Origin of the sequence: Methyloradius palustris, from assembly GCF_019703875.1 — a bacterium.
GTDB lineage: Bacteria > Pseudomonadota > Gammaproteobacteria > Burkholderiales > Methylophilaceae > Methyloradius > Methyloradius palustris.
In genome coordinates this window covers 169,362-195,342 of record NZ_AP024110.1, presented here as the reverse complement: position 1 = coordinate 195,342, position 25,981 = coordinate 169,362, and the positions used below count along the sequence as shown (strand labels likewise).

The 25,981-nt window shown below is 47.6% G+C and carries 26 protein-coding genes; 17 read left to right on the top strand and 9 right to left on the bottom strand.

The window, feature by feature from the left end; translation table 11 throughout:
* Positions 1-6: 6 nt before the first annotated feature.
* Entirely contained in the window at positions 7-1,092 is a 1,086-nt protein-coding gene (locus ZMTM_RS00960; protein WP_221764495.1) for an NAD(P)/FAD-dependent oxidoreductase, read from the bottom strand.
* An 8-nt stretch (positions 1,093-1,100) separates the two neighbouring features.
* Positions 1,101-3,101, bottom strand: a complete 2,001-nt coding sequence (locus ZMTM_RS00955; RefSeq protein ID WP_221765517.1) for a cation:proton antiporter domain-containing protein — start codon at positions 3,099-3,101, stop codon at positions 1,101-1,103.
* A 100-nt stretch (positions 3,102-3,201) separates the two neighbouring features.
* On the opposite strand from ZMTM_RS00955, the gene ZMTM_RS00950 reads away from it, so the two are divergent.
* The 16 genes from ZMTM_RS00950 (at position 3,202) to xth (ending at position 16,956) form a co-directional block, all read left to right on the top strand.
* Positions 3,202-4,200, top strand: coding sequence for a KpsF/GutQ family sugar-phosphate isomerase (locus ZMTM_RS00950; protein WP_221764494.1), 999 nt, complete (start codon positions 3,202-3,204; stop codon positions 4,198-4,200).
* A 3-nt stretch (positions 4,201-4,203) separates the two neighbouring features.
* Entirely contained in the window at positions 4,204-4,731 is a 528-nt protein-coding gene (locus tag ZMTM_RS00945; RefSeq protein ID WP_221764493.1) for a KdsC family phosphatase, read from the top strand.
* Positions 4,732-4,772: 41 nt separating this feature from the next.
* Entirely contained in the window at positions 4,773-5,573 is an 801-nt protein-coding gene (gene lptC / locus ZMTM_RS00940) for an LPS export ABC transporter periplasmic protein LptC (RefSeq protein ID WP_225907122.1), read from the top strand.
* On the top strand, positions 5,554-6,096 hold the full coding sequence (gene lptA, locus ZMTM_RS00935) for a lipopolysaccharide transport periplasmic protein LptA (protein ID WP_221764491.1): 543 nt from the start codon (positions 5,554-5,556) through the stop codon (positions 6,094-6,096). The genes lptC and lptA overlap by 20 nt, the downstream gene beginning before the upstream one ends.
* Positions 6,097-6,144: 48 nt before the next feature.
* On the top strand, positions 6,145-6,867 hold the full coding sequence (gene lptB / locus ZMTM_RS00930; RefSeq protein ID WP_221764490.1) for an LPS export ABC transporter ATP-binding protein: 723 nt from the start codon (positions 6,145-6,147) through the stop codon (positions 6,865-6,867).
* A 23-nt stretch (positions 6,868-6,890) separates the two neighbouring features.
* Positions 6,891-8,333: an RNA polymerase factor sigma-54 gene (locus ZMTM_RS00925; RefSeq protein ID WP_221764489.1), complete on the top strand. Its 1,443-nt coding sequence runs from the start codon at positions 6,891-6,893 to the stop codon at positions 8,331-8,333.
* 32 nt (positions 8,334-8,365) lie between these two features.
* The gene (gene hpf, locus ZMTM_RS00920) at positions 8,366-8,692 is read left to right on the top strand and encodes a ribosome hibernation-promoting factor, HPF/YfiA family (RefSeq protein WP_221764488.1); all 327 of its coding nucleotides are present in this window, start codon (positions 8,366-8,368) and stop codon (positions 8,690-8,692) included.
* 150 nt (positions 8,693-8,842) lie between these two features.
* Positions 8,843-9,805, top strand: coding sequence for an HPr(Ser) kinase/phosphatase (hprK, locus tag ZMTM_RS00915; RefSeq protein WP_221764487.1), 963 nt, complete (start codon positions 8,843-8,845; stop codon positions 9,803-9,805).
* 3 nt (positions 9,806-9,808) lie between these two features.
* Positions 9,809-10,639: an RNase adapter RapZ gene (gene rapZ, locus ZMTM_RS00910; RefSeq protein WP_221764486.1), complete on the top strand. Its 831-nt coding sequence runs from the start codon at positions 9,809-9,811 to the stop codon at positions 10,637-10,639.
* A 46-nt stretch (positions 10,640-10,685) separates the two neighbouring features.
* Positions 10,686-11,090: a PTS sugar transporter subunit IIA gene (locus tag ZMTM_RS00905; RefSeq protein ID WP_221764485.1), complete on the top strand. Its 405-nt coding sequence runs from the start codon at positions 10,686-10,688 to the stop codon at positions 11,088-11,090.
* The gene (locus tag ZMTM_RS00900) at positions 11,087-11,359 is read left to right on the top strand and encodes an HPr family phosphocarrier protein (RefSeq protein WP_221764484.1); all 273 of its coding nucleotides are present in this window, start codon (positions 11,087-11,089) and stop codon (positions 11,357-11,359) included. Before ZMTM_RS00905 ends, ZMTM_RS00900 begins: the two co-directional genes overlap by 4 nt.
* Before the next feature lie 32 nt (positions 11,360-11,391).
* Positions 11,392-13,137 (top strand): phosphoenolpyruvate--protein phosphotransferase, encoded by a 1,746-nt coding sequence (ptsP, locus tag ZMTM_RS00895; protein WP_221764483.1) that lies wholly within the window; start codon positions 11,392-11,394, stop codon positions 13,135-13,137.
* Between the two features lie 12 nt (positions 13,138-13,149).
* Entirely contained in the window at positions 13,150-13,500 is a 351-nt protein-coding gene (locus tag ZMTM_RS00890; RefSeq protein WP_221764482.1) for a DUF4870 domain-containing protein, read from the top strand.
* A 73-nt stretch (positions 13,501-13,573) separates the two neighbouring features.
* On the top strand, positions 13,574-15,622 hold the full coding sequence (locus tag ZMTM_RS00885; protein ID WP_221764481.1) for a M3 family metallopeptidase: 2,049 nt from the start codon (positions 13,574-13,576) through the stop codon (positions 15,620-15,622).
* 57 nt (positions 15,623-15,679) lie between these two features.
* Entirely contained in the window at positions 15,680-16,177 is a 498-nt protein-coding gene (locus tag ZMTM_RS00880; RefSeq protein ID WP_221764480.1) for a glutaredoxin family protein, read from the top strand.
* Between the two features lie 11 nt (positions 16,178-16,188).
* Positions 16,189-16,956: an exodeoxyribonuclease III gene (gene xth / locus ZMTM_RS00875; RefSeq protein ID WP_221764479.1), complete on the top strand. Its 768-nt coding sequence runs from the start codon at positions 16,189-16,191 to the stop codon at positions 16,954-16,956.
* 7 nt (positions 16,957-16,963) lie between these two features.
* Here xth and ZMTM_RS00870 read toward each other — a convergent pair whose 3' ends face one another.
* From ZMTM_RS00870 to def, 7 genes are all read right to left on the bottom strand, one after another.
* On the bottom strand, positions 16,964-18,247 hold the full coding sequence (locus ZMTM_RS00870) for a sigma-54-dependent transcriptional regulator (RefSeq protein WP_221764478.1): 1,284 nt from the start codon (positions 18,245-18,247) through the stop codon (positions 16,964-16,966).
* Positions 18,248-18,275: 28 nt separating this feature from the next.
* Positions 18,276-20,426 carry a sensor histidine kinase gene (locus ZMTM_RS00865; RefSeq protein ID WP_221764477.1) on the bottom strand — a complete coding sequence of 717 codons (2,151 nt, stop codon included), beginning with the start codon at positions 20,424-20,426 and terminating at the stop codon, positions 18,276-18,278.
* Positions 20,427-20,483: 57 nt separating this feature from the next.
* Complete coding sequence (locus tag ZMTM_RS00860; RefSeq protein ID WP_225907049.1) at positions 20,484-21,071, bottom strand: DUF4390 domain-containing protein; 588 nt, start codon at positions 21,069-21,071, stop codon at positions 20,484-20,486.
* Entirely contained in the window at positions 21,049-22,389 is a 1,341-nt protein-coding gene (gene rsmB, locus ZMTM_RS00855; RefSeq protein ID WP_221764476.1) for a 16S rRNA (cytosine(967)-C(5))-methyltransferase RsmB, read from the bottom strand. The genes ZMTM_RS00860 and rsmB overlap by 23 nt, the downstream gene beginning before the upstream one ends.
* A complete protein-coding gene (gene htpX, locus ZMTM_RS00850) occupies positions 22,390-23,232 on the bottom strand; it encodes a zinc metalloprotease HtpX (protein ID WP_221764475.1) in 843 nt (280 codons plus the stop codon).
* 69 nt (positions 23,233-23,301) lie between these two features.
* Positions 23,302-24,249, bottom strand: coding sequence for a methionyl-tRNA formyltransferase (gene fmt / locus ZMTM_RS00845; protein ID WP_221765515.1), 948 nt, complete (start codon positions 24,247-24,249; stop codon positions 23,302-23,304).
* Between the two features lies 1 nt (position 24,250).
* Positions 24,251-24,751: a peptide deformylase gene (def, locus tag ZMTM_RS00840; RefSeq protein WP_221764474.1), complete on the bottom strand. Its 501-nt coding sequence runs from the start codon at positions 24,749-24,751 to the stop codon at positions 24,251-24,253.
* Between the two features lie 87 nt (positions 24,752-24,838).
* Here def and ZMTM_RS00835 point away from each other — a divergent pair, with 87 nt between their 5' ends.
* Positions 24,839-25,975, top strand: a complete 1,137-nt coding sequence (locus ZMTM_RS00835; RefSeq protein ID WP_221764473.1) for a LysM peptidoglycan-binding domain-containing protein — start codon at positions 24,839-24,841, stop codon at positions 25,973-25,975.
* Positions 25,976-25,981: the final 6 nt, after the last annotated feature.

Sequence of the window (25,981 nt, the reverse complement as noted above, 5' to 3'; positions counted from 1 at the left end):
GGATATTTACACAGACAGTGCAAATGGCTCCGGATCAAGCCAAGGCTTCTCCCCACACACCAACGCCGCCACCAGCTTAGCACTGGCTGGCGCCATGGTAAGCCCGTAGCGAAAATGGCCTGTATTCAGGTAAAGGTTTTTAATCTGTGGATGCGCTGAAATCGTCGGTAGATTATCTGGAGTACCAGGCCGCAAGCCGCTCCAGTGCTTGATGATAGGCATGCCTTTAAGTGCCGGCATAATGGCTTCGGCCTTTGCAGTGATTTCATCGCGTACAACTTCAGTAGTCGTGGCATCAAAGCCAACATCTTCCAGCGTACTGCCTGCCAGCAAATAGCCATCACGCCGCGGCACCATATAGAAACCTTCTCGATACACGATTTGTTCCAGATTCTTTTTAGGCTGATAAAGCAAAATCTGGCCACGCATGGGTTTGATCTTGAGTTTTTCGGTGGTGTCTTTGAGCAGATCAAAACTCCAGGCTCCCGAAGTGACAATAAACTGATCGGCTTTGAGTGTTTCACCGTTCAGTGTTTGCCATTCGTTAAGCTCTGACGTGGCTTTTAGAGGCACTAACTCAGTATGCTCGAGCAGCGTGACGCTGTTTTGCTCGAGCCATGCGCGCAATGCCAACATAAGATAAGGCGGCCGTATCTGTGCAACAGTGGGCAACCACAAAGCCTCTTCACCGCTCAGTGATTGCACATCAAAAGCACTGGCTTTCACTGGCTGAAAAGGGAGCTGGTTTTTGTCACACCAGGCCAACGCCGCAGGGACGTCAAAATTGGGAAGCAGCAACATGCCTGAAGGTTCGAGATGGGAATCAATACCAGTTTCTTGCTGTAATCGCTGGCATATTTCAGTATAAGCATGCGCGCCATACATAGTGAGGGCATTCACATGATCTGAATACATCCACGGCAGCAATGGAAACAGAATACCTGCACCCGCCCATGAAGATTCTCCAGAGGTCTGGCTGGCGATTTGGTTGCGCTCCACAATGGTGACTTTACAGCCGCGCGCCACCAGCTCCATGGCGGTCATACAACCAACAATACCACCCCCTACGACCACTACATGCTGAGATGTCATTGAGTGAATCAGGCCGCGCTTGATTTCAAACCGCGGCTGCGGCTGAGCAAGGCTTTTTCGGCGCTGACCAGACTATCTTGCGAGCCCAGTAATACCACCACATCATCTTCGGCAAAAACAAAATCCGGCTCAGGCACAAAGGGCTTGAATGTCTGGCGGCGAATGAATTTGACCTCCACCGTGAATTTGGAGAAATCAATATCTTTCAGGCGCTTGCCAACACAATAAGCCGATGCGGGAATCGGCACGGAATACAACCGTGGCTGGCTAGCTTTTTCAGTGGCTTCCTGGTCAATATCAGACATACCGTGGAAAAAGCCTTGGAACATTTTGTAGCGCTCTTCGCGAAACTTACGAATGCGTTTAACCACGCGATTAAGTGGCACATCGAGCAGCACTAGCGCATGAGAAGCCAGCATCAAGCTACCTTCAAGCAACTCTGGCACAACTTCTGTTGCGCCCGCGGCACGCAGTTCTTCCATATTGGAATCATCTACCGTGCGCACAATGACGGGCAATCCAGGGTAATTATCTTGCACCAGATGCAGAATCTTCATGGCAGAAGGCGCATCGTTATAACTGATAATCAAGGCCTTGGCGCGGGCTGCGCCTGCGGCATCCAGCACCACGCGGCGGCCAGCATCGCCATAGATCACGTTTTCACCTGCGGCCCCCGCTTCGCGCACACGCGCTGGGTCGACATCTAGCGCGATGAACGGGATATTTTCTTCGCTTAAAAAGCGTGCGAGATATTGCCCACTGCGGCCAAACCCGCAAATGATCACATGGTCACTAAAGTCCTTACCTGCCGCTTCGATATTATTGATCTGCTGCTCTCGATTTTTGACATAACTGCGTGAGAACTTTTCGCCAATGCGCTCGTTGTATTTAATGATAAATGGCGCGATGACCATAGAGAGTAACGAGGCTGCCAGAATCACGTTAAATGCTTGGCCGCCGAGCACATCGTTATCCGCGCCAAGCGCCAGAATGACGAAACTGAATTCACCCGCTTGTGCCAGCGTAACGCCAGTACGTATGGCGACACCAGCCTCGGCACCAAAAAAGCGACTCAGGACTGCCACCAGCAAAGCCTTGAAGATAACAAATGCCACCAACACGACAAATACCCAGCCAATATTAGACATCAAAGCGTGCAAATCGAGCAGCATGCCAACAGTGATAAAGAACAGGCCCAGCAAAATATCGCGGAACGGTGCAATATCGGATTCCACCTGGTAACGATAGCGGGTTTCCGAGATCAACATGCCTGCGATAAATGCGCCTAGTGCGTAAGACAAGCCAGCCACTTTGGTGGCATAAGCCAGCATCAAGGTAACCATCAATACGTTCATCACAAACAGCTCATGCGAGCGCTGGCGTGCGACCAGATTGAACCACGGGTTGATCAGGAATTTACCGACGGAAAATAACAACACAAGCATCACACTAGCTTTAAGCAGGGAAACGCCAAGAATATTACCTAGTGTGCCAGTATGGTTGGCAAGTGCGGGGATCAGCACCAACAGTGGCACAACGGCGAGATCCTGAAATAACAAGACGCCGATAGCAAGCCTGCCATGACGAGAGTTAAGCTCCAGCCCTTCTACCAGCATTTTTGAGACGATGGCAGTAGATGACATCGCCAATGCGCCGCCAATGACAAAAGCCGCTGGCCAGCTCAAACCAATAAAATTGCAAACTAATGCAACCGCCAACAAGGTAATGGCAACTTGCGTACCACCTAAACCGAGCACGGTTTTGCGCATGGCATAAAGCTGCGGCAAGCTGAATTCCAAGCCTATGCTAAACATGAGAAACACTATGCCAAACTCAGCAAGTGAACGATTGGCTTCAGTATCTGGCAATAAACCGAAAGTTTTAGGCCCTAACGCAAAGCCCACCAGAAAATAGGCAAGCATGGCCGGCAGCTGGAATGCGCGAAATAAAGCAACAGCCAATACTGAGCTGGTCAACAAAAAGAGGATGGCGGGAAGCGTATCGTGCATGTGCGTTTTAGGCAAAAATTATGCCGACTGATGTAAAAGTCGGAATTATTTGTCCAACTATCCTTTATTCATAAGACATTCCCTTTTATACTTGGCAGGTATGGAAACGTCAGAATTACAAAAAATCGGCGCTGTGAAAGCGCCTGTCGAGCTAGCCAAAGAAGTCTTATTGATTGAGTCGCGTGAGGTTGAAGCCCTTGCCCACAGGCTTGATGAAAACTTCAATCGCGCAATCGCACTCATTTTACAATGTCGCGGCCGTGTTGTGGTGACAGGGATGGGAAAATCTGGCCACATCGGCAATAAAATCGCCGCTACCCTGGCAAGCACTGGTACCCCCTCTTTCTTTATGCATCCAGCTGAAGCCAGCCATGGCGACTTGGGCATGATTACCAAAGAAGACGTGGTCATCGCCATCTCCAACTCGGGCGAGGCCGATGAATTACTTACCATCGTGCCACTCATCAAGCGCATGGGTGCACGCCTGATCAGCATTACCGGCAACACTAAATCCACGCTCTCAAGAGCGTCCGATGTTTATCTGGATGCCCATGTTTCACAAGAAGCCTGCCCATTGGGGTTATCGCCTACAGCGAGCACCACAGCGGCTTTGGCTTTGGGTGATGCTCTGGCAGTTGTGCTGCTGGATCAACGTGGCTTCTCATCAGATGACTATGCACGCTCACACCCTGGTGGTGCATTGGGCAGGCGACTGCTGGTGCTCGTTAAAAATGTGATGCGTAGCGGCGATGCGGTGCCTAGCGTGTCAATTCAGGCAACGGTAAAAGATGCGCTGCTGGAAATGTCACAAAAAGGCTTGGGCATGACAGCCATCGTCGATGCTGAATATAAGCCTCTAGGCGTATTTACCGATGGTGATTTACGTCGCGCTTTTGAAAGCGGTGTGAATATCACGGAATGTACGGTCAATGACGTGATGCGCATGAAACCGCTGACCATCTTGCCGGATCAATTGGCAGTTGATGCAGTAGAAGTCATGGAAAAAAAGAAAGTTACTGCGTTACTGGTAGTCAATGCCGAAGGAATACTGGTTGGCGCACTCAATATGCACGACCTCTTAATCGCGAAAGTAGTTTAAATAATGAATGTAGAAGAACGTGCTAAACGCATCAAACTGATTGTGTTTGATATTGATGGTGTGATGACCAATGGTGGTTTGATGCTGGGCGATGATGGCCTTGAATCCAAGGTGTTTCATTCGCAAGATGGACTTGGCCTCAAGCTATTGAAAAATACCGGCATACAGATGGGCATCGTTACAGGCCGTACCTCACAAGTTGTCATGAAACGCGCGGCCAATATTGGTATCAAACCTGAATATATCTATCAAGGCGTAGAAGACAAGCTGGAAGCGTTTGACGACCTCATCAAAAAACTGAATCTGAGTTACGAAACATCGGCCTTTATGGGCGATGATGTGATTGACCTGCCACCGATGCGCCGTGCTGGTCTGGGCGTTACTGTGCCACACGCCATGCCATTGGTAAAAGAGCATGCGCACTACATCACCACACGAGAAGCGGGTTTTGGCGCAGTGCGGGAGTTATGCGAGTTGATCATGAAGGCGCAAGGTACGTTTGATGGCCAGATGGCTAAGTTTCTAAAATGAAAACCCTGAAGTAATGATTGTTATAAAGTTGTTTGCTTGAGATGTTTGGCCGCGCCACGATTCTGTTTCCATTAGCCGTGCTGGGTTTACTTGCGCTCGTCACCTTCTGGATAGACCGCACGGTGCAGCCGCCAGTGATCAAGCCTGATGGCAGTAAACGGCATGACCCTGACTATGTGCTGAATAATTTCAACACGGTAAAAACAGGTATTAACGGCAGCGTACAGTACATATTGGCGGCCACGGAAATGACGCATTTTCCTGATGATGACAGTACTAAATTAGAGCGTCCGCATTTAACGCAATATTCGAGCGATAAGCCTTACACGCAAATTGAAAGCCAACGCGGTACAGTATCAAGCAATGGTGAGATAATCGAATTTATGGACAACGTAAAAGTCTTGAGGCAAGGCTACAAAGAGCGCGGCGATATGACCGTGACGACTGAATATTTGAAGGTGTTTCCTAAAACCGAGATTGCAACCAGTGATAAGGCTGTGGTGATCAAGCAATCACCAAGCACGGAATTGCGCGGCACCGGGATGATATACAACAAAAAAGAAAAAACGCTCAAGCTACTCAAAAACGTACATGTGCATTATTTAAGGCCAGGACTTGCGGATAAGGCAGTTGCAGACAAAGCAGTGCTAGAGGCCAAACAAGACAACAAAGTAGTGGTCACAAAGAAAGCAGTCGCCAAACCACAAGTTAAACAAGCTGGTACTAAACCCAGCACTAACAAAGCTAAAAGCAACAATAATAGTAACGCACAGAATAATCAGGCAGCACCTGCTCAAAACAAGCCCCGTATTCGGAGACAATATGAACAAGCCACACCTTAGTCTGTCGCCCACCCTGTTAGTGGCGTCATTATTTTTATTGGCGTCATCCGCCAGCTTTGCTGAAAAGGCCGATCGGCAGAAACCGATTGATATTGAGGCCGATACAGTCACTGTGAACGATGCAAAGAAAACCAGCACCTACACGGGCAATGTGATTTTGACCCAGGGCACGTTGGAGATTCGTGGCGATAAGCTGATTGTGCGTGAAGATAAAGATGGCTTTCAGCACAGCACTTCGACAGGCATGCCGAGCACTTTCAAGCAAAAAATGGAAGGCAAGGCTGAATATATGCAAGGCAACGGTCAACGCATTGAGTACGATGGCCGTATGGATAAAGTACAGCTTTATACGCAAGCCTCAGTGAAGCGCGGCGATGATGTGATTCATGGCGATTACATCATGTATGACGCCAATGCAGAATATGCTGAAGTATTAGGTGGTGGCTCACAGGTGGCTACGCCCTCTGCGCCTAACGGCCGAGTCCGCGCAGTGATACAACCCAAAAAACCTGTGACTGAATAAAACCAGGCCTGAATAATTAAGAAGTTTTGAGAAAGTTTTAGCAAATACATGAGTGAATTGGTAGTAGAAGGTCTGCGCAAAAAGTATAAATCCCGCACGGTGGTGCAGGATATTTCACTACATGTGAACAGTGGTGAAGTCGTCGGGTTGCTCGGGCCCAATGGTGCAGGAAAAACCACCAGTTTTTACATGATGGTGGGGCTGGTCTCACTGGATGACGGCCGTATCTTGCTAGACGGCAAAGACCTGAGCCGCTTGCCTATTCATCAGCGCGCCAGGCTCGGCCTTTCATATCTGCCACAAGAGCCGTCAATATTCCGCAAGATGACAGTCGCTGAAAATATCATGGCGATATTAGAGCTGCAAAAAATGAGCCCTCAAGTGATGGCTGAGCGGCTGGAAGAATTGCTGCTTGAGCTGCACATTGTGCATATTCGCAACAATATGGCGGTAAGTTTATCTGGTGGCGAGCGCCGCCGTGTTGAAATTGCACGCTGCTTGGCAACCAATCCCAGCTTTATTTTGCTGGATGAACCGTTTGCCGGCATAGACCCGATTGCTGTGCTGGATATTCAAAAGATCATCCGTTTTTTGAGCGCTCGCAATATTGGTGTACTGATTACTGACCATAACGTACGCGAAACCCTCGGCATCTGCGATAGAGCGTATATTGTGAATGACGGGCGCGTATTTGCGGCTGGCAAACCCAGTGAAATTATTCATAACGATAGCGTCAGAGAAGTGTATCTCGGTAAGGATTTCCGCCTGTAATCAGCGCAGGCGGCGTATTAATTATGAAACAAAGCCTACAACTTAAATTTTCGCAACATTTGGCGCTCACACCGCAGTTGCAGCAGTCTATTCGCTTGCTTCAGCTATCAACTCAAGAGTTGAATCAAGAGCTAGAAACCTTGCTGCAAGAAAACCCCCTGCTTGAACGCACCACCAATACTGACCAGCCTGTTGATCTGGAAGCAGAAGCTTTTGTGCCAAACAACACGGTGCAGGAAACATCGATTCCAGCCACTGATGAGCCCGCACGTCAGGAAGAATACGGCGATGACTATTTTGAGTTTTCCAGCGGTAATCGTTGGGAAGACAACAGCGCAGGCAATGACGACGAAAACGACTTTAGCTTTCAGGAGTCTGTCTCTCTTACCTTACGTGAACACCTGATCAGCCAGCTTAAATTGATGCAATTCTCAGAGCGGGATCAAACGCTCGCCATGTTGCTGGTTGATACCATTAATGATGATGGCTATCTTGAACAGCCATTAGAAGAACTACTGGAATTACTGCCTGATGAGCTCGAAATTGATCTGCTAGAGCTACAAACCGCGCTCAAACACATCCAGCATTTAGATCCTCCTGGCGTAGGCGCCCGTAGCCTAGCCGAATGCCTGGCATTACAACTGCAAGCAATGCCAGAAGATACGCCGCATTTGGGCTTGGCGATCAATGTAGCACTCCAACACTTACCCATACTGGCCAGCAGAGACTACGCGAAGCTGCGTAAAACCCTGCAATGCGATGACGATGTATTACGCGCAGTTCAGCTCATGGTCACGCAGCTCAACCCTCGCCCTGGTAGCGATTTTACAAAAATCGGCTCCGACCACTATATTCAGCATGAAATTCTGGTCAAAAAAGTCAAAGGCTTATGGATCGCCACGTTAAATGATGAAGTAGTGCCTAGGCTACGTATCAACCAACTTTATGCAGGTATTTTAAAGCGCAATCGTGACAGCTCCAGCCAATACCTGATGAGCCAGATGCAAGAAGCGAAATGGATGATCAAGAATATCCAGCAGCGCTTCTCGACGATTTTGCGGGTCTCACAAGCGATTGTAGATAGACAACGTAACTTTTTCGAGCATGGTGAAGTCGCTATGCGCCCGCTGGTTTTGCGTGAAATCGCTGATGAACTGGGTTTACATGAATCCACCGTCTCTCGCGTCACCACACGAAAATATATGCTTACACCACGTGGTGTGTATGAGCTTAAATATTTCTTCGGTAGCCATGTATCTACCGAATCTGGCGGCGCTTGCTCTGCCACTGCGATACGCGCATTGATCAAGCAAATGGTGAGCGAAGAAAATGCGAAAAAACCCTTATCAGACAACCAGATTACTGATATTTTGAGTAAGCAAGGAATTATGGTGGCACGACGCACCATTGCAAAATACCGCGAGTCTCTCTCGATACCCGCGGCTAACCAGCGCAAATCCATTTAGGATTTGTGATTTTACTAATGAAGGAGTCAATCATGAACCTGCATCTTACTGGCCATCATCTGGAAATCACCCCTGCACTAAGGGACTACGTCCAGAGCAAACTCGCGCGCATCAGCAACCATTTCGACCATGTCATAGACGTGAAAGTCACGTTTAGCGTAGTTAAACTAGCGCAAAAAGTAGAAGCCACATTGCACGTACCGGGGAATGATTTGCACGCCGAAAGCAGTGACGAGAATATGTATCACGCCATTGATACGCTGAGTGACAAACTAGATCGCCAAGTGTTGAAACACAAAGAGAAACAAGGCGATCACCACAAAACCAATGGCGCTCTGAAACATCAGGCGACTGAATAAAGTTTAGTGATTCCATAAAACTTTTGCACACCATAAAACTGCGAGGCGCAAGCGGCATGCAAAACAAGCCATCATTACCAGATCAACAGGTTTTGTCTGTGCTTGCTGCCGAGCAGTATCTTCTATTTATGTTCCATGATGGATTCAATCATGGCTGAAATCAGTGTAAATCAACTCTATAACGATACCCGCCGTAACCTCAAACTGACTTGGGTATCAGGGCTCGATGGCGGCAATAACCTGCTGACCAGCGAAACTGTCACTAAACCCTCACTGGCCTTAATAGGCCATCTGAATTTTGTACATCCCAATCGCGTGCAAGTGCTGGGCTGTGCTGAAATGGATTACTTGCGCAGCCTGAAATCCAAAGAGTTACACCAAGCGATTCAAAATTTATTTTCAACCGATTTAGCTGCAGTCGTTGTTGCCAATGGTGAAAAACCACCTAAAGAATTGAACGATGCGTCGGATCAATTTCAAACCCCACTATTTACTTCGCCGCTACAAAGCCCTGGCTTGATGGACGTATTGAGCCATTACCTGGCACAGGCCGTGGCTGAATCTACCAGTGCACATGGCGTATTTATTGAGGTTCAGGGCTTTGGCATATTGATTAAAGGTAGCCCAGCCATTGGTAAGAGCGAGTTAGCGCTTGAGCTCATTTCGCGCGGACATCGACTGGTGGCAGATGACATCGTTGATTTTTTCCGTATCGCGCCCGACCGTCTGGAAGGACGTTGCCCGCCATTGTTGCAGGATTTTCTTGAAGTACGCGGGCTAGGTATCCTCAATATTCGCGCCTTGTTTGGCGATAACGCTGTCAAGCCTACTAAACCGCTGGACTTGATTATCCAGCTTGAGATGGCCGATCTGGTGATGCCAGAGAAACTGGATCGCCTGAAAGTCAAATCGCATCACGAAAAAATACTCGGCGTAAAAATACCCAAAGTCATGATTCCCGTCGCCGCAGGCCGCAACATTGCTGTACTGGTAGAAGTTGCTGTGCGTAATCACATGCTGCTACTGCGCGGTATTAACGGCACCAAGCAGTTTATGCAGCGGCAACATCGCGAGATCAATCGCAGCCTGCGCAAAGCACAGGCGACTGAATAAACCATGCAACTCATCATCGTCACAGGGCTCTCTGGTTCAGGCAAAAGTATTGTACTGAAAGCCTTGGAAGACAGCGGCTACTACTGCGTTGATAACCTGCCCGCGACTTTATTACCCGAAATCTCCCAACATCTGGGTATAGCCCATCATGACCGCGTGGCTATCAGCATTGATACCCGTACCGCAGCGCTGGAAACGCTACCCGAGAATATTCAGGCACTCAAAGCCCAAGGCATTGATGTTCAACTGTTGTTTCTGGATTCAAACAACGAAACCCTGGTTAAACGCTTTAGCGAAACCCGTCGTCGCCATCCGCTAAGTAACGAAGAAAAAACGCTGGCTGAAAGTATTGCCCACGAGCGCGAACTATTAAGCCAACTAGCTGAGCTGGGTCATAGGATGGACACCAGCAATCTCAGTACCAATACCTTGCGTAGCTGGGTAAAGGATTTTGTCTCCATGGAAGAGAGTGGACTGACTTTAATGTTTGCGTCGTTTGGCTTTAAACATGGCATTCCACTAGACGCTGACTTTGTATTTGATGTACGTTGCCTGCCCAATCCACATTACGACCCCGTGCTGCGCCCACTCACAGGCAAGGATGAACCTGTCGCCAAGTTTCTTGCCGAGCAAGAAGCTGTGGCTGCCATGTATGCCGATATTCAAGGCTACGTAGAGCGCTGGCTACCATGCTTTGTGCGTGATAACCGTAGCTATCTTACGGTAGCTATCGGTTGCACGGGTGGGCAACATCGCTCTGTGTATTTTGTAGAGCAGTTGGGTAAGTATTTTAAAAACAGTTATAAAGTACAGATTCGGCATCGAGAACTTTAGCAGTAACAATTTCAACTGCAGCAAGTAAGATAAAACAGGAATTATCATGATTGGTATTTTGATTATCTCCCACGGCAACCTGGCTGAAAGCCTGATTCACTGTGCTACCCATGTGATGGGAAAGAAACCAGAGCTGCTGGGGCAAGTAGGCATAGGCATGCATGATGATCCAGCGACTGTGTTGCCTGATGCGCTGCAACTTGTTAAAGACTTGGATCAGGGCGATGGTGTGTTGATTCTATCTGATATTTATGGCGCCACGCCCTGTAATATCGTTGGCAAATTATTGGTGCCAGGGCGTGTAGAAGGTGTTGCGGGGGTGAATTTGCCCATGCTAGTGCGCACATTGACCTATCGTAATGGCGACCTCGGCAAGCTGGTTGAAAAAGCCTTGAGTGGCGGACGTGAAGGTGTTTTTCATTTTACAGAGGAAGCATGTAAGCAATCATGATCAAGCAAGAAATAGAAATCATCAATAAATTAGGCTTGCACGCACGTGCTTCTACCAAGCTTACCCAGACAGCAAGTCAGTTTGATAGCTGTGAAATCTGGATAGAACGCAACAACAGACGTGTCAATGCAAAAAGCATCATGGGTGTGATGATGTTGGCAGCCAGTAAAGGCAGCAAAATCCTGCTTGAGACAGATGGCAAAGAAGAACGGCCTGCGATGGATGCTTTGGTAGCGCTCATCAATAACCGATTCGGTGAGCCAGAATAATACTAATGATTAATTTGAATCATCAATAATCTATGAAACCAGCCTTTAAAGTCAGCTTTACCATGCATGGCGTCGGCGTCTCGCGCGGGATTGCCATTGGTCAGGCGCACCTAGTTTCAAATGCATTGATTGAAGTAGTGCAGTACGAAGTACCGAACAATCTGATCGCAGACGAAATAAAACGCCTGGAAAAAGCCTTTAAAGTCGTCAAGCACGATCTTGAAACCATACGCAAAGAACTGCCTTCTAGCGGCCCCGCAGAGCTTAGCGCATTTGTCAGCACGCATTTGATGATCATGGCCGACCATAGCTTGGCCGAAACGCCAAAAGAGATCATCAAACGCGAGCAATGCAATGCGGAGTGGGCACTCAAACAACAGATGGAAGAAATTGTTGCCCAGTTCGACAAAATCGAAGACGAATACCTGCGCGAGCGCAAACAAGACGTAGTGCAAGTGGTGGAACGTATCATCAAGGTCTTGCTTGGCCACCCCAGCCAAGTGTCAATCAAGGCCCAGGAAAGCGCGATTATTCTGGTAGCACATGACCTCTCACCCGCAGATGCCATCCAGTTCAAGCAGCATCAGTTCGCTGCATTCATTACCGATGTAGGCGGGGCTACTTCGCATACGGCGATTCTCGCGCGCAGCATGAATATCCCCTCCATCGTCGCCCTGCAAAAATCACGCGAATTGATCCGTGACGGCGAGCTGATTATTGTTGATGGTAGCCAAGGCGTTGTGATCGTCAGCCCAAGTAGCGAAACGCTGGAGGAATACAAACTACGTCAAGAGCAATGGGAGCTCGAAGAGCAAAAGCTCAAGCGTATCAAGCTCAATAAAGCAGTCACCATGGACGGTACAGCGATTGAATTGCATGCCAATATTGAAGTACCAGAGGACGTAGTACAGGTAAAAGCCGCAGGTGCAACAGGCATAGGGCTTTATCGCACCGAGTTCCTCTTCATGAATCGCCGTGAAATGCCCGATGAAGAAGAGCAATTCATCGCTTATCGCAAAGTGGCCAAGGACATGAAAGGCCTGCCAGTGACCATCCGTACGCTGGATTTAGGCGCGGATAAAGAAATGAATAGCGATGTGGTGCGTACCTGCACCAATCCAGCATTGGGTTTGCGCGCGATTCGACTGTGTTTGTCAGAACCGCAAATCTTCATGGCTCAACTACGGGCTATTTTACGGGCCTCACATTTCGGCAATATCAAGATATTGATACCCATGTTGTCATCGCTCAACGAATTGCGCCAAAGCCTGCAGATACTTGAACGTGCTAAGCAAAGTTTGCGCGCCGAGAAATTACCTTTTGATGAAGATATAGAAGTAGGCGGCATGATAGAAGTACCTGCTGCTGCTTTATGTGCTGAGGCCTTTGCGCGGGAACTGGATTTTCTCTCTATCGGCACTAACGACCTGATTCAATACTCACTCGCGATTGACCGCACCGATGACACAGTTTCGCACCTGTATAACCCTGTGCACCCAGCCATCATGATGCTGATCGAGATGACCATACGCGCAGGCAACAAGCTCGGTAAACCTGTTTCAGTTTGTGGCGAAATGGCTGGGGATGAAAAACTCACGCGCCTGTTATTAGGCTTTGGCTTGCGCCAGTTTTCAATGCATCCATCTAACATACTGAGCGTTAAACGTCAGGTGCTCAAAAGCAATTTACCCGATATCACCAGTACTGCACGCAAAATACTCAATAATCAGGACGTCGATAAAATTGAACCATTGCTGCAAAAACTCAATCTTCAATAAGGGGATGTAAAAATGACTGATATAGACCAATCTGTTGCAAGCCCTACTCCAGACGAAAAGAACCTTGCAGTACTTGCCCACATTGGCGGTGCATTATTTAGTTTTGTACCCAGTCTGATCATCTGGCTATTGAAAAAAGACGATAGCGCCTACATATCAGTAGCATCCCGTGAGGCGCTGAATTTTCAGATTACCCTACTGATTGCTTATGCCATTAGCTGGGTCTTGATGTTTATTCTAGTTGGTTTTCTGGTCGCAGGCATACTCTGGATCGCAAATATTGTGCTCTGCATTTTAGCTGCAGTTGCTGCAAGCAAAGGCGAGCAATATCAATATCCGTTCACGCTAAGACTTATTAACTAATGGACTCAATAACTAAGCGCCATTTGTACTAAGTAATATTTATAAAGCTACGCATCAAATTTAAGGATTTTAAGTGAGTGAAAACCAGTTGTTAGATAATCCGCTACTCGATTTTTCAGGGTTACCAAAGTTTGACCGAGTCAAAGCAGAGCATGTCACCCCTGCAGTCGATTACTTGCTATCGCAAGGTCGTGAATTACTGGAGACATTAAGCACTTCAAGCATCGCCCCAACCTGGCAGAATTTTGCGTATCCACTTGAAGATTTTGAAGAGAAGCTATCACGTGCGTGGTCACAGGTATCGCACATGAATTCCGTGGTGAATAGCCCAGAGCTGCGCGAAGCCTATAACGATAACTTGTCTAAACTCACGGCGTTTTATGCCGATTTATCGCAAGATGAACGCCTTTACAAAAAATTCCGCGATCTTAAAAGTAGTCCTGAATACAGCCAATTAAATACTGCCCAGAAAAAAATTATCGAGAATGAGTTACGCGATTTTCGTCTTGGTGGCGCTGAATTGCCAGATGCTGAAAAAGCACGCTTCAAAGTTATTCAAGAAGAACTCTCAAGCTTGTCCGCCAAGTTTGAAGAGAATTTACTCGATACCACTAATGATTTCTCGTTAATTCTGAAAGACGCGTCCAATTTGCAGGGTATTCCTGCCGATGTATTACAAGCCGCAGCTGACGCAGCGAAAGAAGAAGGTAAGAGCGGCTATAAATTCACATTGCACTTTCCCTCTTACATGCCTGTTTTACAGTATGCCGACAACCGTGATCTACGCGCGACACTCTACCGCGCCTATGCCACCAGAGCTTCTGAATTTGGCAAACCAGAGTGGGACAATACGAGCTTGATTAAAGACATACTCAAGCTCAAACAAGAGTCTGCGAAACTGCTTGGCTTTAATAATTATGCTGAAGTTTCGCTGTCCACCAAGATGGCGGGCAAGCCTGCTGAAGTCACAGACTTTTTGGATACTTTAGGCAAACGCGCCAAACCTTTCGCGCTGCGTGACATGCAAGAGTTAAAAGAATATGCCGCTAATAAGCTAGGGTTACGCGAGCTTGAAGCTTGGGATATCGCCTATGCCTCTGAAAAACTGCGCGAAGAAAAATATGCGTTCTCAGACCAAGAAGTAAAACAGTACTTCCCTGAATCTCAAGTCTTGCATGGCTTGTTTAAGGTGACGGAAACCATCTTTGGTGTACATGTCAAAAAATCGCAAGCGCCTGTTTGGCACGCAGATGCCAGTTTTTATGAAATCACCGACCACCAAGGAAAACTGGTCGGCCAGTTCTACCTGGATTTGTATGCCCGCAACAACAAGCGTGGCGGTGCCTGGATGGATGAGGCGATTACACGCCGCAAGAAAATTGACGGGCTTGAAACGCCTGTGGCATTTCTCACCTGCAATTTCTCACCGCCAGTCGGCGGCAAGCCAGCATTATTCACACATGATGAAGTCAACACCATGTTCCATGAGTTCGGTCATGGATTACATCATTTGCTCACCAAAGTGGACGAATACGGCGTATCAGGCATCAAGGGAGTGGAGTGGGATGCCGTTGAATTGCCTAGCCAATTCATGGAAAACTTCTGCTGGGAATGGGAAGTGCTGCGCCACATGACCAAACATGTAGAAACTGGTGCGCAATTACCACGCGAATTATTCGATAAAATGGTCGCTGCCAAAAACTTCCAAGCTGGCATGCAGACTATGCGCCAGATTGAGTTTTCCCTCTTTGATATCCGCTTGCATGGCGATTTTGACCCGAATGGCCCTGAAACTGCCTTGGACCTTATCGAACAGGTACGCGATGAAGTTGCTGTGGTACGGCCACCAAAGTGGAATCGCTTTCCTAATAACTTTTCGCATATTTTCGCAGGTGGCTACGCTGCGGGTTACTACAGCTACAAATGGGCTGAAGTGTTATCCGCCGACGCCTACAGCTTGTTTGAAGAAAACGGCGTGTTATCACAAGAAACTGGACAACGGTTCTGGTCAGAGATTCTGGCGCAGGGCGGATCACGTCCAGCGCTGGATTCATTCATTGCATTCCGTGGGCGCGAACCTTCAATTGATGCTCTACTGCGTCACAATGGCATGACTAACTAAACAGGTGATCCAATGAACTTGAGCTTACATTCATCAGTGCTAACTTTAAGTCTTTGCATGACAGTACTTGCTGCGAGTGTTTCAGGCATATGCCAGGCACAAGTCTATAAATGGAAGGACGCGCAAGGCAATATGCATTACAGCGATACACCACCGATGGATGTAAAAAATATTGAAACAAAAAATGTTAAAGCCAATGTTGTAGATACTGATGCACAGCCTTTCGCCACCAAATTGGCTGCTGAGAAAAATCCAGTGAGTCTATATAGCTTTACTGGGTGTGGTGAACCTTGCACAAAGGCACAAGCCTATCTTGATAAGCGTGGCATTCCCTATGCCCTAAAAAATACCGACGAAGATAAAGCAGCTTTGCAAAAACTAACAGGTTCACTTCAGGTACCTGTCTTGGTCGTAGGCAGTAAGATCCCTAAACGTGGCTTTCTTGAAGAAAGCTGGGCTAGTTTGTTGGATGAAGCTGGTTATCCCAAAGACAATCCTCTAGCCGCAATCAAAAAACCTGCTAAGCCAGTACCTGCAGAAGCTGCACCCAATTAGTCTACATCTACATGTTAATTGCCACCTGGAACGTCAATTCACTCAACGTGCGCCTGCCGCATGTGCTCGATTGGCTAAACGAACATGCAGTAGATGTGCTATGCCTGCAGGAAACCAAACAGGAGAACAGTAAATTCCCCTTTCAAGCCTTAGCTGATGCTGGCTATCACGCCATTCATGCAGGCCAAAAAACCTATAATGGTGTGGCAATCCTCAGTAAACATCCCATTCAAGAGGTCAGTACTGCTATACCAGGCTTTGCTGACGAGCAAAAGCGAGTCATCGCCGCTACCATCAATGGTGTGCGTATCATCTGCGCCTACATCCCCAATGGACAAAGCCTTGAATCAGATAAGTACCAGTACAAACTTGGCTGGCTAAAAGCATTCACTGAATATCTGCGTTCCGAGCTGGCATTACACCCAAAGCTTGCTCTGTTAGGTGATTACAATATCGCACCAGAAGACCGTGACGTGCACGACCCAAAAGCATGGGAAGGGCAAGTGTTAGTCAGTGCTCCAGAACGCCAGGCTTTTAATGATTTCTTGGGATTAGGCCTGACTGACAGCTTCCGGTTATTTGAACAAGCAGAGGCTAGTTTTAGCTGGTGGGATTACCGAATGGCAGGTTTCAGGCGTAATTTAGGCATGCGCATAGACCACATTTTAGTAAGCAATGAATTGGTAGCTAACTGCAAAGCAAGTTGGATTGATAAAGCGCCACGCAAGCTGGAACGGCCTTCAGACCATACGCCTGTTGTTTTGGAGCTTGAAATCTAGGAACGAGTTAAGCTTTAATCTTAATGCCCAATTGCTTCAATTTTCGATAAAGGTGGGTGCGTTCGAGTGCTACGTTATCAGCCACACGACTCATGTTTCTCCCTACTTTAGAGATATGATGCTCAAAATAAAGGCGCTCGAATGCATCGCGCGCTTCACGTAGAGGCAAATCAAGGTTGATGGTGAGATTGTTGGCTAATTGTTTTGCATCCACAAAATCAGCCGATAGCTGAGCATCAGCAAACTGTTCAAGCACACGATTAACGTCTTCCAGCGTGATTTTTTCTCCCAAGCTGGTTTGCATGAGATTGCGTATCACGCTATCAAGTTGTACCAGATTGCCAGGCCATGCTGCGTTTCTCAATGCATTCAGGCTAGCCACATCAAATTCGCGATAAGGGGCCTCGTTGCTTTCAGCCAGTTGCAAGGCCAACGTGCGCGCAAGATCAGGAATATCTTCTCTATGGTCTTCAAGCCTAGGTACACCGAGCGTAGTGGTTGATAACACTTGCAGCAATTGAGCATCAAATATGCCTTCTGCCGCCATCTGCGGTAGGGCTTGTGCTGTACCGCAAACAACACGTACGCCGAATTTTTCGGCTTTGCTTATAAGTAACAGCAAGCCTTTTTGCTCGGTTTTGTTCAATACTGCGACTTCAGGTAGAAAAATCAGGCCATCTTGATATTGCTCCAGCAAGTCAATCGGCGCTTCTGCCAATTTTTCATGATCAGTCAATACGAGCCAAGGTGTTGTGGGCTGATGTAAGAATCTGGCACAAAGCTCAGCTCCACTATCTTTCTCACCAATCAATAACAGGGGCAGTTTAGTTTGAGCTACTTGGCTTAAACGCTGCTTAAGCTCGGTGATTACCGTGTCCTTGCCAAGATTCAACAAGCTCATTTCAGATTTTGGCAGCAATTCACCATGCTTTAGTGCCGCGTTCACGGTTTTTAGCAGCTTTTGCAGTGCAATAGGTTTTTCAAGAAAATCAAAGGCACCAATACGTGTGGCTTCAACAGCAGTATCAATCGTACCGTGGCCAGACATCATGACCACTGGCATGGTTAGCAATCCACCCGTACCCCATTCTTTGAGCAAGCTGATGCCATCACAATCTGGCATCCAGATATCGAGCAAGACCAGGTCTGGGCGAGCATGTTGTCGCCATTCGCGCGCTTCAGCTGCGTTTTCGGCGAGTTTTACCTGATAGCCTTCGTCTTGCAGAATGTCGTGCAATAACTCACGGATACCGATTTCATCATCTACTACGAGCACTTGTCTTGCTGTCATTACTGATACTCCATATTACTTATACTACTCACGATTTTACCTGCTTAAGCGCTTTGGACGGACTAAAGGCTGGTAAAGCCACCATCACAACTGCGCCACCTGCAGGCTGATTTTCGATTTTAATACTACCCTTGTGTTCTTCTATGATCTTTTTCACGATTGCCAAACCCAAGCCAGTACCATGACGTTTAGTCGTCATATAGGGCTCAAAAACGCGGGAGATAATATCAATAGGGAAACCTTCTCCATTATCTTGAACATTCAAGATTAAGTCTTTGTTCTTAATCAAGGTGCTGATAATGATTTGCGCATCTTCACGCCCCGTAAGTGCATCTTGCGCGTTTTGCAGCAAGTTATGCAAGACCTGCCGCAACATAGTGGCATCACCCAGCACCTTGGCAGCGCCTCGCTTAAGCTGCAGCTTAAGCTTGATAGACTCTGGCTCATATAATGCAATCACGTCATGAATCAATGCATTCATATCGACTTCGGTCAGGTTCACAGCAGGCGCACGGGCGTATTCACTGAATTCATTGACCATGGTCTTCATCGCACTGACCTGACTGACGATGGTATTGGTCGCGCGGCGCAGCATTTCAGCATCGTCAGCATTGAGTTTACTCGTGAGCTTATGTTCAAGGCGTTCGGCAGATAACTGAATTGGGGTCAGTGGGTTCTTGATTTCATGTGCCAGCCTGCGGGCAACTTCACCCCAAGCGGCATCGCGCTGAGCCTGCACCATGGCGGTGATGTCATCAAACACGACCAGGAAACCACTATCCGCCGAATCAGGCAAGCGTGTACCGCGAATCAGGATAGTTCGCTTACCTTGTGTAGTGACAACTTCCATTTGTTCTTGCCACTCTCCCAGTTCGTCCGCGTGAAAATGTCGTAGCACACTGACAGCAAAGTCTTCTAGCACAGGGACTTTTTCTGCCAGCAGTTTAAGTGGCTGTCCAGCAAAGTCTGCCAAGGCGACGCCCAGAATATTAGATGCTGCCAAATTATAAGTACGCAGTTCTGCGCGGTCATTCAAGGCCAAGACACCTGACGACAAATGCGCCAATATGGTGGCAAGATAACCACGCGCAGCTTCTACACGTGCACGATTACGCTCGGCTGCGCTAGTAGCATCCCCCAATTGCCGCGTCATGGTATTGAACGACTGCACGAGTATGCCTAATTCATCCTTGCCATGTGATGGCAGAACCGTGGTGTAATCGCCGCGCGCCAGGGCTTCTGTCCCTTTGGCCAAAATGGCTAACGGCTCTGAAAGCCGACGGCTCACCACAAAAGCGATAGATACGGCTGACAACATCGCCAGCATCAATACCAGAGTCAACGTTAGCGAGAATACCTCTTTCAGTGACTCACGACTCAGTGATAGCTCCTGATAATCCTGATACACCGCCTGCACCGACTCAGCCGTTGTGGAAAGTGCTTTCGGTACAGGTTGTAACAACTGCAATATGCGCGTTTCGCCAGCCAACTCTGGCATATTGACTGGCGCCAAAACCCGCAAATAAAGACCTTTGTCAGGGATAGGCTCAATCGTGCCATACACATGCTGACGTGCTTGCCTGAGCTGGGGAACGCTAGGTAAATCCGGCAAGAAACTCGACGGATCACCACTGGAGAAAGCTAATATCCGCCCCTGCAAGGTCAGCAATACAGCATCTTGAATACCGCTTTTTTCACGCAAATCATTCAGCACCGTCAAGTGGGTATTACTGGGCTGAAAAGCGAGGTTAATCGCCATACTTTCACTTTTCTGCTCAATATCAGCCAGCATAATATCAAGCGCACTCTGACCGAGGCGCAAGCCACCTTCCAGCGCTTTCTCAACCTTGACGTTAAACCACGACTCAATCGAACGTGTCAGAAAGTTCACAGATACGGCATACACCAACAAGCCTGGAATAATCGCCATCAAAGCCAATGCGCTCAATAGTCGCAAGGTGAGACGGCTGCCCATCACCTTCTGGCTGATTTGCTTATATAAACGAGTGAGTTGCACCCCAATCAGCAAGATCAGCGCAGCTGCCAAACCAATATTCAGAACAAGTAGCGTCGTATAATAATTACCAGACGCTGCCGAATTGGCACTGGCATGCGATAGCAAATACAGCAGAATCACTGCAAGAATCGCGCTGACAAATACGATGTATCTTAAGCGCATGACAACTGCCTTTTAATCAAGGATTGTTGATTCATCTGCTTTAAATAAGCGCTGCCATTAAAGGGCAAAAGTTGGCGTCCACATAAATCGCTCAGACACCATTTTCCAGTTTTCTGAACTCATAGCTTCCACCTGCAAGGGCTTAGGTAATTTCGATTGATCTAGCTTCACCATCAGTCGTGCACGGTAGTTTTTATCTTTTTTCAGCAAGGCTTTTTCAAACACCAACCAATCGTGAATATGCGTAAATTCCTCTTTAGCTTCAAGAATCGTCGCAAAAGTCTGCTGATGATTACCCTGATTAATCAGGTATTGCCGCGATAATGCGTGGTAACTCAAGGTGATTTGGTTAGTGGTAGTCACCACTTCATCGTCGAACCAGTAACGGTGTGGGATATATAGCTGAAACTCCACCAAGAATGTCAGTGGAATGCCTTTGTTCAAGGCATCTTCAACCTCTGTATTAAAATTCATCTCGAGCTGCGCGTTGACTGCGTAGCTCTCTTCTACAGGCACCAACTCGGCACTGATGATTTGCAGGGTGTTTGGATTAGCCCAGGCAGCTACAGCTATAGATACAAAAAGGCCAATCAAGGCCATTTTTCTTAGGATTAACGCAGCTTTATATTTTTTGTAAAAGGGCATAAAAAAAGCCATCATGTTGCGCGCAGGGGAATAATTGACCATGATGGGATTTTATATTGTGCTCAGACAAGTGAGTTTCAGATGCATCAACATTTTGCTGAGTCGTTGCAGATTGACTAGATGCGAAATCGAGAGGTAATTGTTTTGCATCGGCATGCTTCTCCAGAAAGCGGTCAATTTGTACTTGATTTTCTTCATTAAAAATTGAGCAAGTCACATAAAGCAATTTACCACCCTTTGCCAGTAGCCGCCACAGTGCTGGCAGTATCTGCGCTTGCTGTTTACTGAATGAAGCAATATCCGCTTCGCGCCGTAACCATTTGATGTCCACATGTCGCCTGACAATGCCTGAAGCGGTGCAAGGCACATCCGCCAGAATACGGTCAAATGGTGTGCCATCCCACCAGGTATCTGGTACAGCAGCATCGCCTACCTTTAACTCGGCCTGCAAGCCTAGCCTGGTCAAATTACTCTGTGTACGCTGCAAGCGTATTTGGTCACTATCAATGGCCAATAGATTCACCGTAGCCAGTTCCAGAATATGGCCTGTTTTGCCACCTGGCGCGCAGCAAGCATCAAGCACATGCATGCCATCTTTTATATCCAGTAACTTTGCTGCTTGATGCGCGCCAAAGTCTTGCACTGAAACTTCACCAGTTGCAAAACTAGGGATTCTTTCTACAGAAGTTGGCTTTTGTAGAATAAGGGCCTGAGCATCTAAGACTTGAGCTTCAATACCCAACTGCGACAGAAGATTACTGTAATCAATGATATTTGTTTTACGCTGATTGACGCGCAAAGTCATGGGAGGGTGTTGGTTTCCAGCCATTAATATGGCTTCCCAATCTTCTGGATATTGCTTCTTAAGTTTGTTAATCCACCATTGCGGATAAGAATACCGCGCAGTTTCATCTGCTGTAATCTTTTGCTGCAACGCTTCGCGCTGACGTAAATAATTGCGCAATACGCCGTTTACCAAACCTTTTGCCCAAGACTTTCTGGCTTTGATAGCAGCATTCACAGCTTGATCGACAATGGTATGCAGCGCGGCCTGATCATGGTTAATCTGATAAATGGCGACGAGCAGCAAACACCGCAAATACTGGTCTTGCAAGGGCGTTTCCAATAACTCATTAAGCAACGCACGTAGCTCGCCATAAAAACGCAGCGTGCCATAGCTTAAGTCTTGAGTGACAGCACGTTGCTGCGGTGTAATCTCCTGGTTCTGACGAAAGCTTTCATCAAGAGCAACAGTCAGGTTTTTACCCGCTAGCACATGTGAAACAACATTGGCAGCCAGGCTTTGCGCGACTTGCACCTAGTAAGCCATGGCCATGAGGCGAGCCACACGTTCCTCAGTTTGTGGGTGGGTGCTAAACAGGCTCTGCATGCCACCACCAGATAATGGATTAATAATCATCATCTGCGCAGTTTCAGGATGTTGCTCTGCAGTATTCATAGGAATTTGATGCGCATAATTATGGATTTTCTGTAAGGCGCTGGCCAAGGATTTGGGATCACGCGAAATCTCGGCGCCGCCTTTATCCGCCTCGAACTCACGTGCACGAGAGATGGCCATTTGTATCAACATCGCTGCCAGCGGTGCTAACACCATGATGAGCAGAGCAACCAGCGGATGCACATTGCGGTCACGATGGCCGCCTGAAAATAGCAGCCCAAATTGCGCAATGGAGGAAATCGCGCCCGCCATCGTTGCCGATATGGTGGAAATCAGGGTATCGCGATGTTTCACATGAGCAAGCTCATGTGCCATCACACCGCGCAGCTCACGTTCAGACAATATACTCATAATGCCAGTAGTCGCTGCAACTGCAGCATGCTCAGGGTCACGGCCTGTAGCAAAAGCATTGGGTTGCGGCTCGTCTATGATATAGACCTTGGGCATGGGCAATTGCGCATTTTGCGCCAGTTCGCGCACCATTCGATAGAACTGGGGTGCTGAGTTTTCATCCACCTGCATCGCGTTATACATCTTCAATACAGCGGCATCGGAAAACCAGTAAGCGTAGATATTCATGGCACCCGCAATAACGAGCGCGATCAACATACCATTTGCACCGCCCAGCGATGCACCTACTGCGCCAAACAGTACGACAATACCTGCCATTAAAATGGTGGTTTTAAACCAGTTACCTAACATCTTTTAAGTCCTCACTCCATGGCTGAACATATTGATTCAACGGTTTAGATGATGGCAATTCGCAAAAATTCAATCGCCAAATCTTTGGCCTACGCTAATGGCATGGCCTCGAATAAAGTCTTTAGCTGACAAACGCTTGCCGCCTGGCATTTGTAATTCTTCAATATTGATCAAGCCCTCGCCGCATGCAACAACAATATAGTCGCCAATAGCCACCACTTCACCTGCTAGCGCTTTGACTGGAGTCTGGCTTTGAGCTTCGGTTGCCATCCACAAACGGCATACCTCACCGTTCAATTTGGTTTGAGCAACGGGGAAAGGATTAAACGCACGGATCTTTCGAGATAAGGCTGACGCACTTTCTGACCAATCAATATCCGCTTCAGCTTTTTGTAGCTTGGCGGCATACGTTACCAGCGATTCATCCTGGGGTGTAGATTCCAGCTTGCCTTGTTGCGCAAGCGTTTGCATAGCCTGCACCATCAATGCAGCGCCTAAAGTGGAAAGGCCGTCGTGTAGCGTTTGCGCGGTATCCCGCTCTGTGATCGGTAAACTTGCATGCGAGATCATGGCGCCTGCATCAAGCGCTGGCACAACCTCCATGATAGTCACCCCCGTTTCAGCATCCCCCGCAAGCAATGATCGCTGAATAGGCGCTGCTCCGCGCCAGCGTGGCAATAATGAAGCATGGATATTGAAACAGCCCAGCTTAGGCATCTCCAAAACTGGAGTGGGAATAATCAATCCATAGGCAGCGACTATCATGACATCTGCATGTACTTCTGCAATTTGCGCCTGCACGGCAGGGTCTTTGAGCGTTTCAGGCTGAAACACAGGGATATGATGCTGCAAGGCGAGGGTTTTGACTGGGCTCGCTTTGAGCTTCATACCTCGCCCCGCAGGCCGATCAGGTTGTGTCAGTACCATAGCAATATGATGCCCAGCCTCAATCAATGCAGCTAAGGCTGGTACCGCAAATTCGGGCGTACCCGCAAAAATAATCTTGAGTGCGGCCATCTCAACGGCCACGCTGACGTTTTTTTAATTTACTTTTGATGCGCGCCAGCTTGAGTGGAGATAAATATTCAACAAATACCTTACCCAGCAAGTGATCCATTTCGTGCTGGATACACACTGCCAGCAAACCTTCAGCCTCAATAGTAAAAGGTTTGCCATCGCGCCCAAGCGCTTCGACGGTAATGCTTTCTGCACGCGTCACCATTTCATAGACGCCAGGTACGGATAAACAGCCTTCTTCATAGTCTTTGGTGCCGCAACTGGTCACGATTCTCGGATTGATAAATACTTTCAGATCACGCTTATCTTGACTGGTATCAATCACGATAATCTGCTGATGTACATCTACCTGAGTCGCGGCGAGGCCTATACCTGGCGCGTCATACATCGTCTCAGCCATATCAACGATCAGGCGCCTGATCGTTGCATCGACTTCTTTGACTGGCTTAGCCACCGTATAAAGTCGTGGGTCTGGATAGTTTAGGATATTTAAAATTGCCATAAAAGCTTGATTCTTGAATGAATTACATGATAAATTTAATGCAACTTCGCGGATATTGTATTCGCCACCTGACTAAAGGTTCTTAAAATGTTCCGACACATTATAACCCTGCTCGTATTTTGCTGCCTGACATGCTGCCTAATAACCAAGGCAACAGCAGATGAAGTACAACTGCAGGCGAACCATCCAGAACGCTATGTCGTAGTCAAAGGCGATACACTTTGGGATATTTCAGCAAAATTCCTGAAAGACCCTTGGCAATGGCCAAAAGTCTGGAAGATGAACAAAGCAGAGATCAAGAACCCTAATCTGATTTATCCAGGCGATGTAGTCGTACTTGATATGAGTAGCGGTCAGCCGCAATTAAGTGTGTTACGTGAAACCGTTACGCTGAACCCAGGGGTAGTTGAAGAGCCATTAGAAAAGGAAGCTATAAAAACTATAGCTCCAAACGTCATTGCTCCATTTCTTACGCAACCGCTGATGATTGATCAAGGTGACTTCCAGAATAATCCAAGAATCATTGCTGGCCCTGAAAATCGTGTGGTGTATGCAAACGGCAGTAAAGTCTACACGACAGAAATCAAGAGTGAGGATGGGCTTTTCTGGCATGTTTATCGTCCAGGTAAAATACTGGTAGATCCAATCACATCTGAAACCTTGGGTATTGAGGCAATTTATCTTGGCGATGCACGTGTTACTAAATTTGGTGAGCCAACGTCTGTAGAAATCGTCCGCACAAAAGAAGAGATGCACAAGGACGATAAGCTGATTAAGGTAGATGACAAATTACTCGATCGATTTGTGCCAAGAGCACCAGATAGCAACATTGAAGGCGTAGTCATGAACATTTATGGCGGCTTCGGAGAAGCTGGCCTAAATCGCGTGATTTCAATTAACAGAGGTACAAAAGACGGTCTGGAAGTAGGTCATGTTTTAGCCATCAATCGTGCTGGTAAATATGTTAGCAAAGACCCAAACAAGAAAACAACCAACGAAAAGTTTAATATGCCTGCACTAAAACCTGCAGACACAGAAAACAAAACCAAAACTGCCACACTCACTAATGATGAAAAAGAGAAAGCCAACCCTGACTTGGTGAGGCTTCCTGACGAACGTATTGGTTTATTAATGATATTCCGCACTTTCGAGCGTGTTTCTTATGGGCTCATCATGCAGGCAAGCCAACCCGTGAACGTACTCGATGTGGTAAAAACACCATAATCCCAT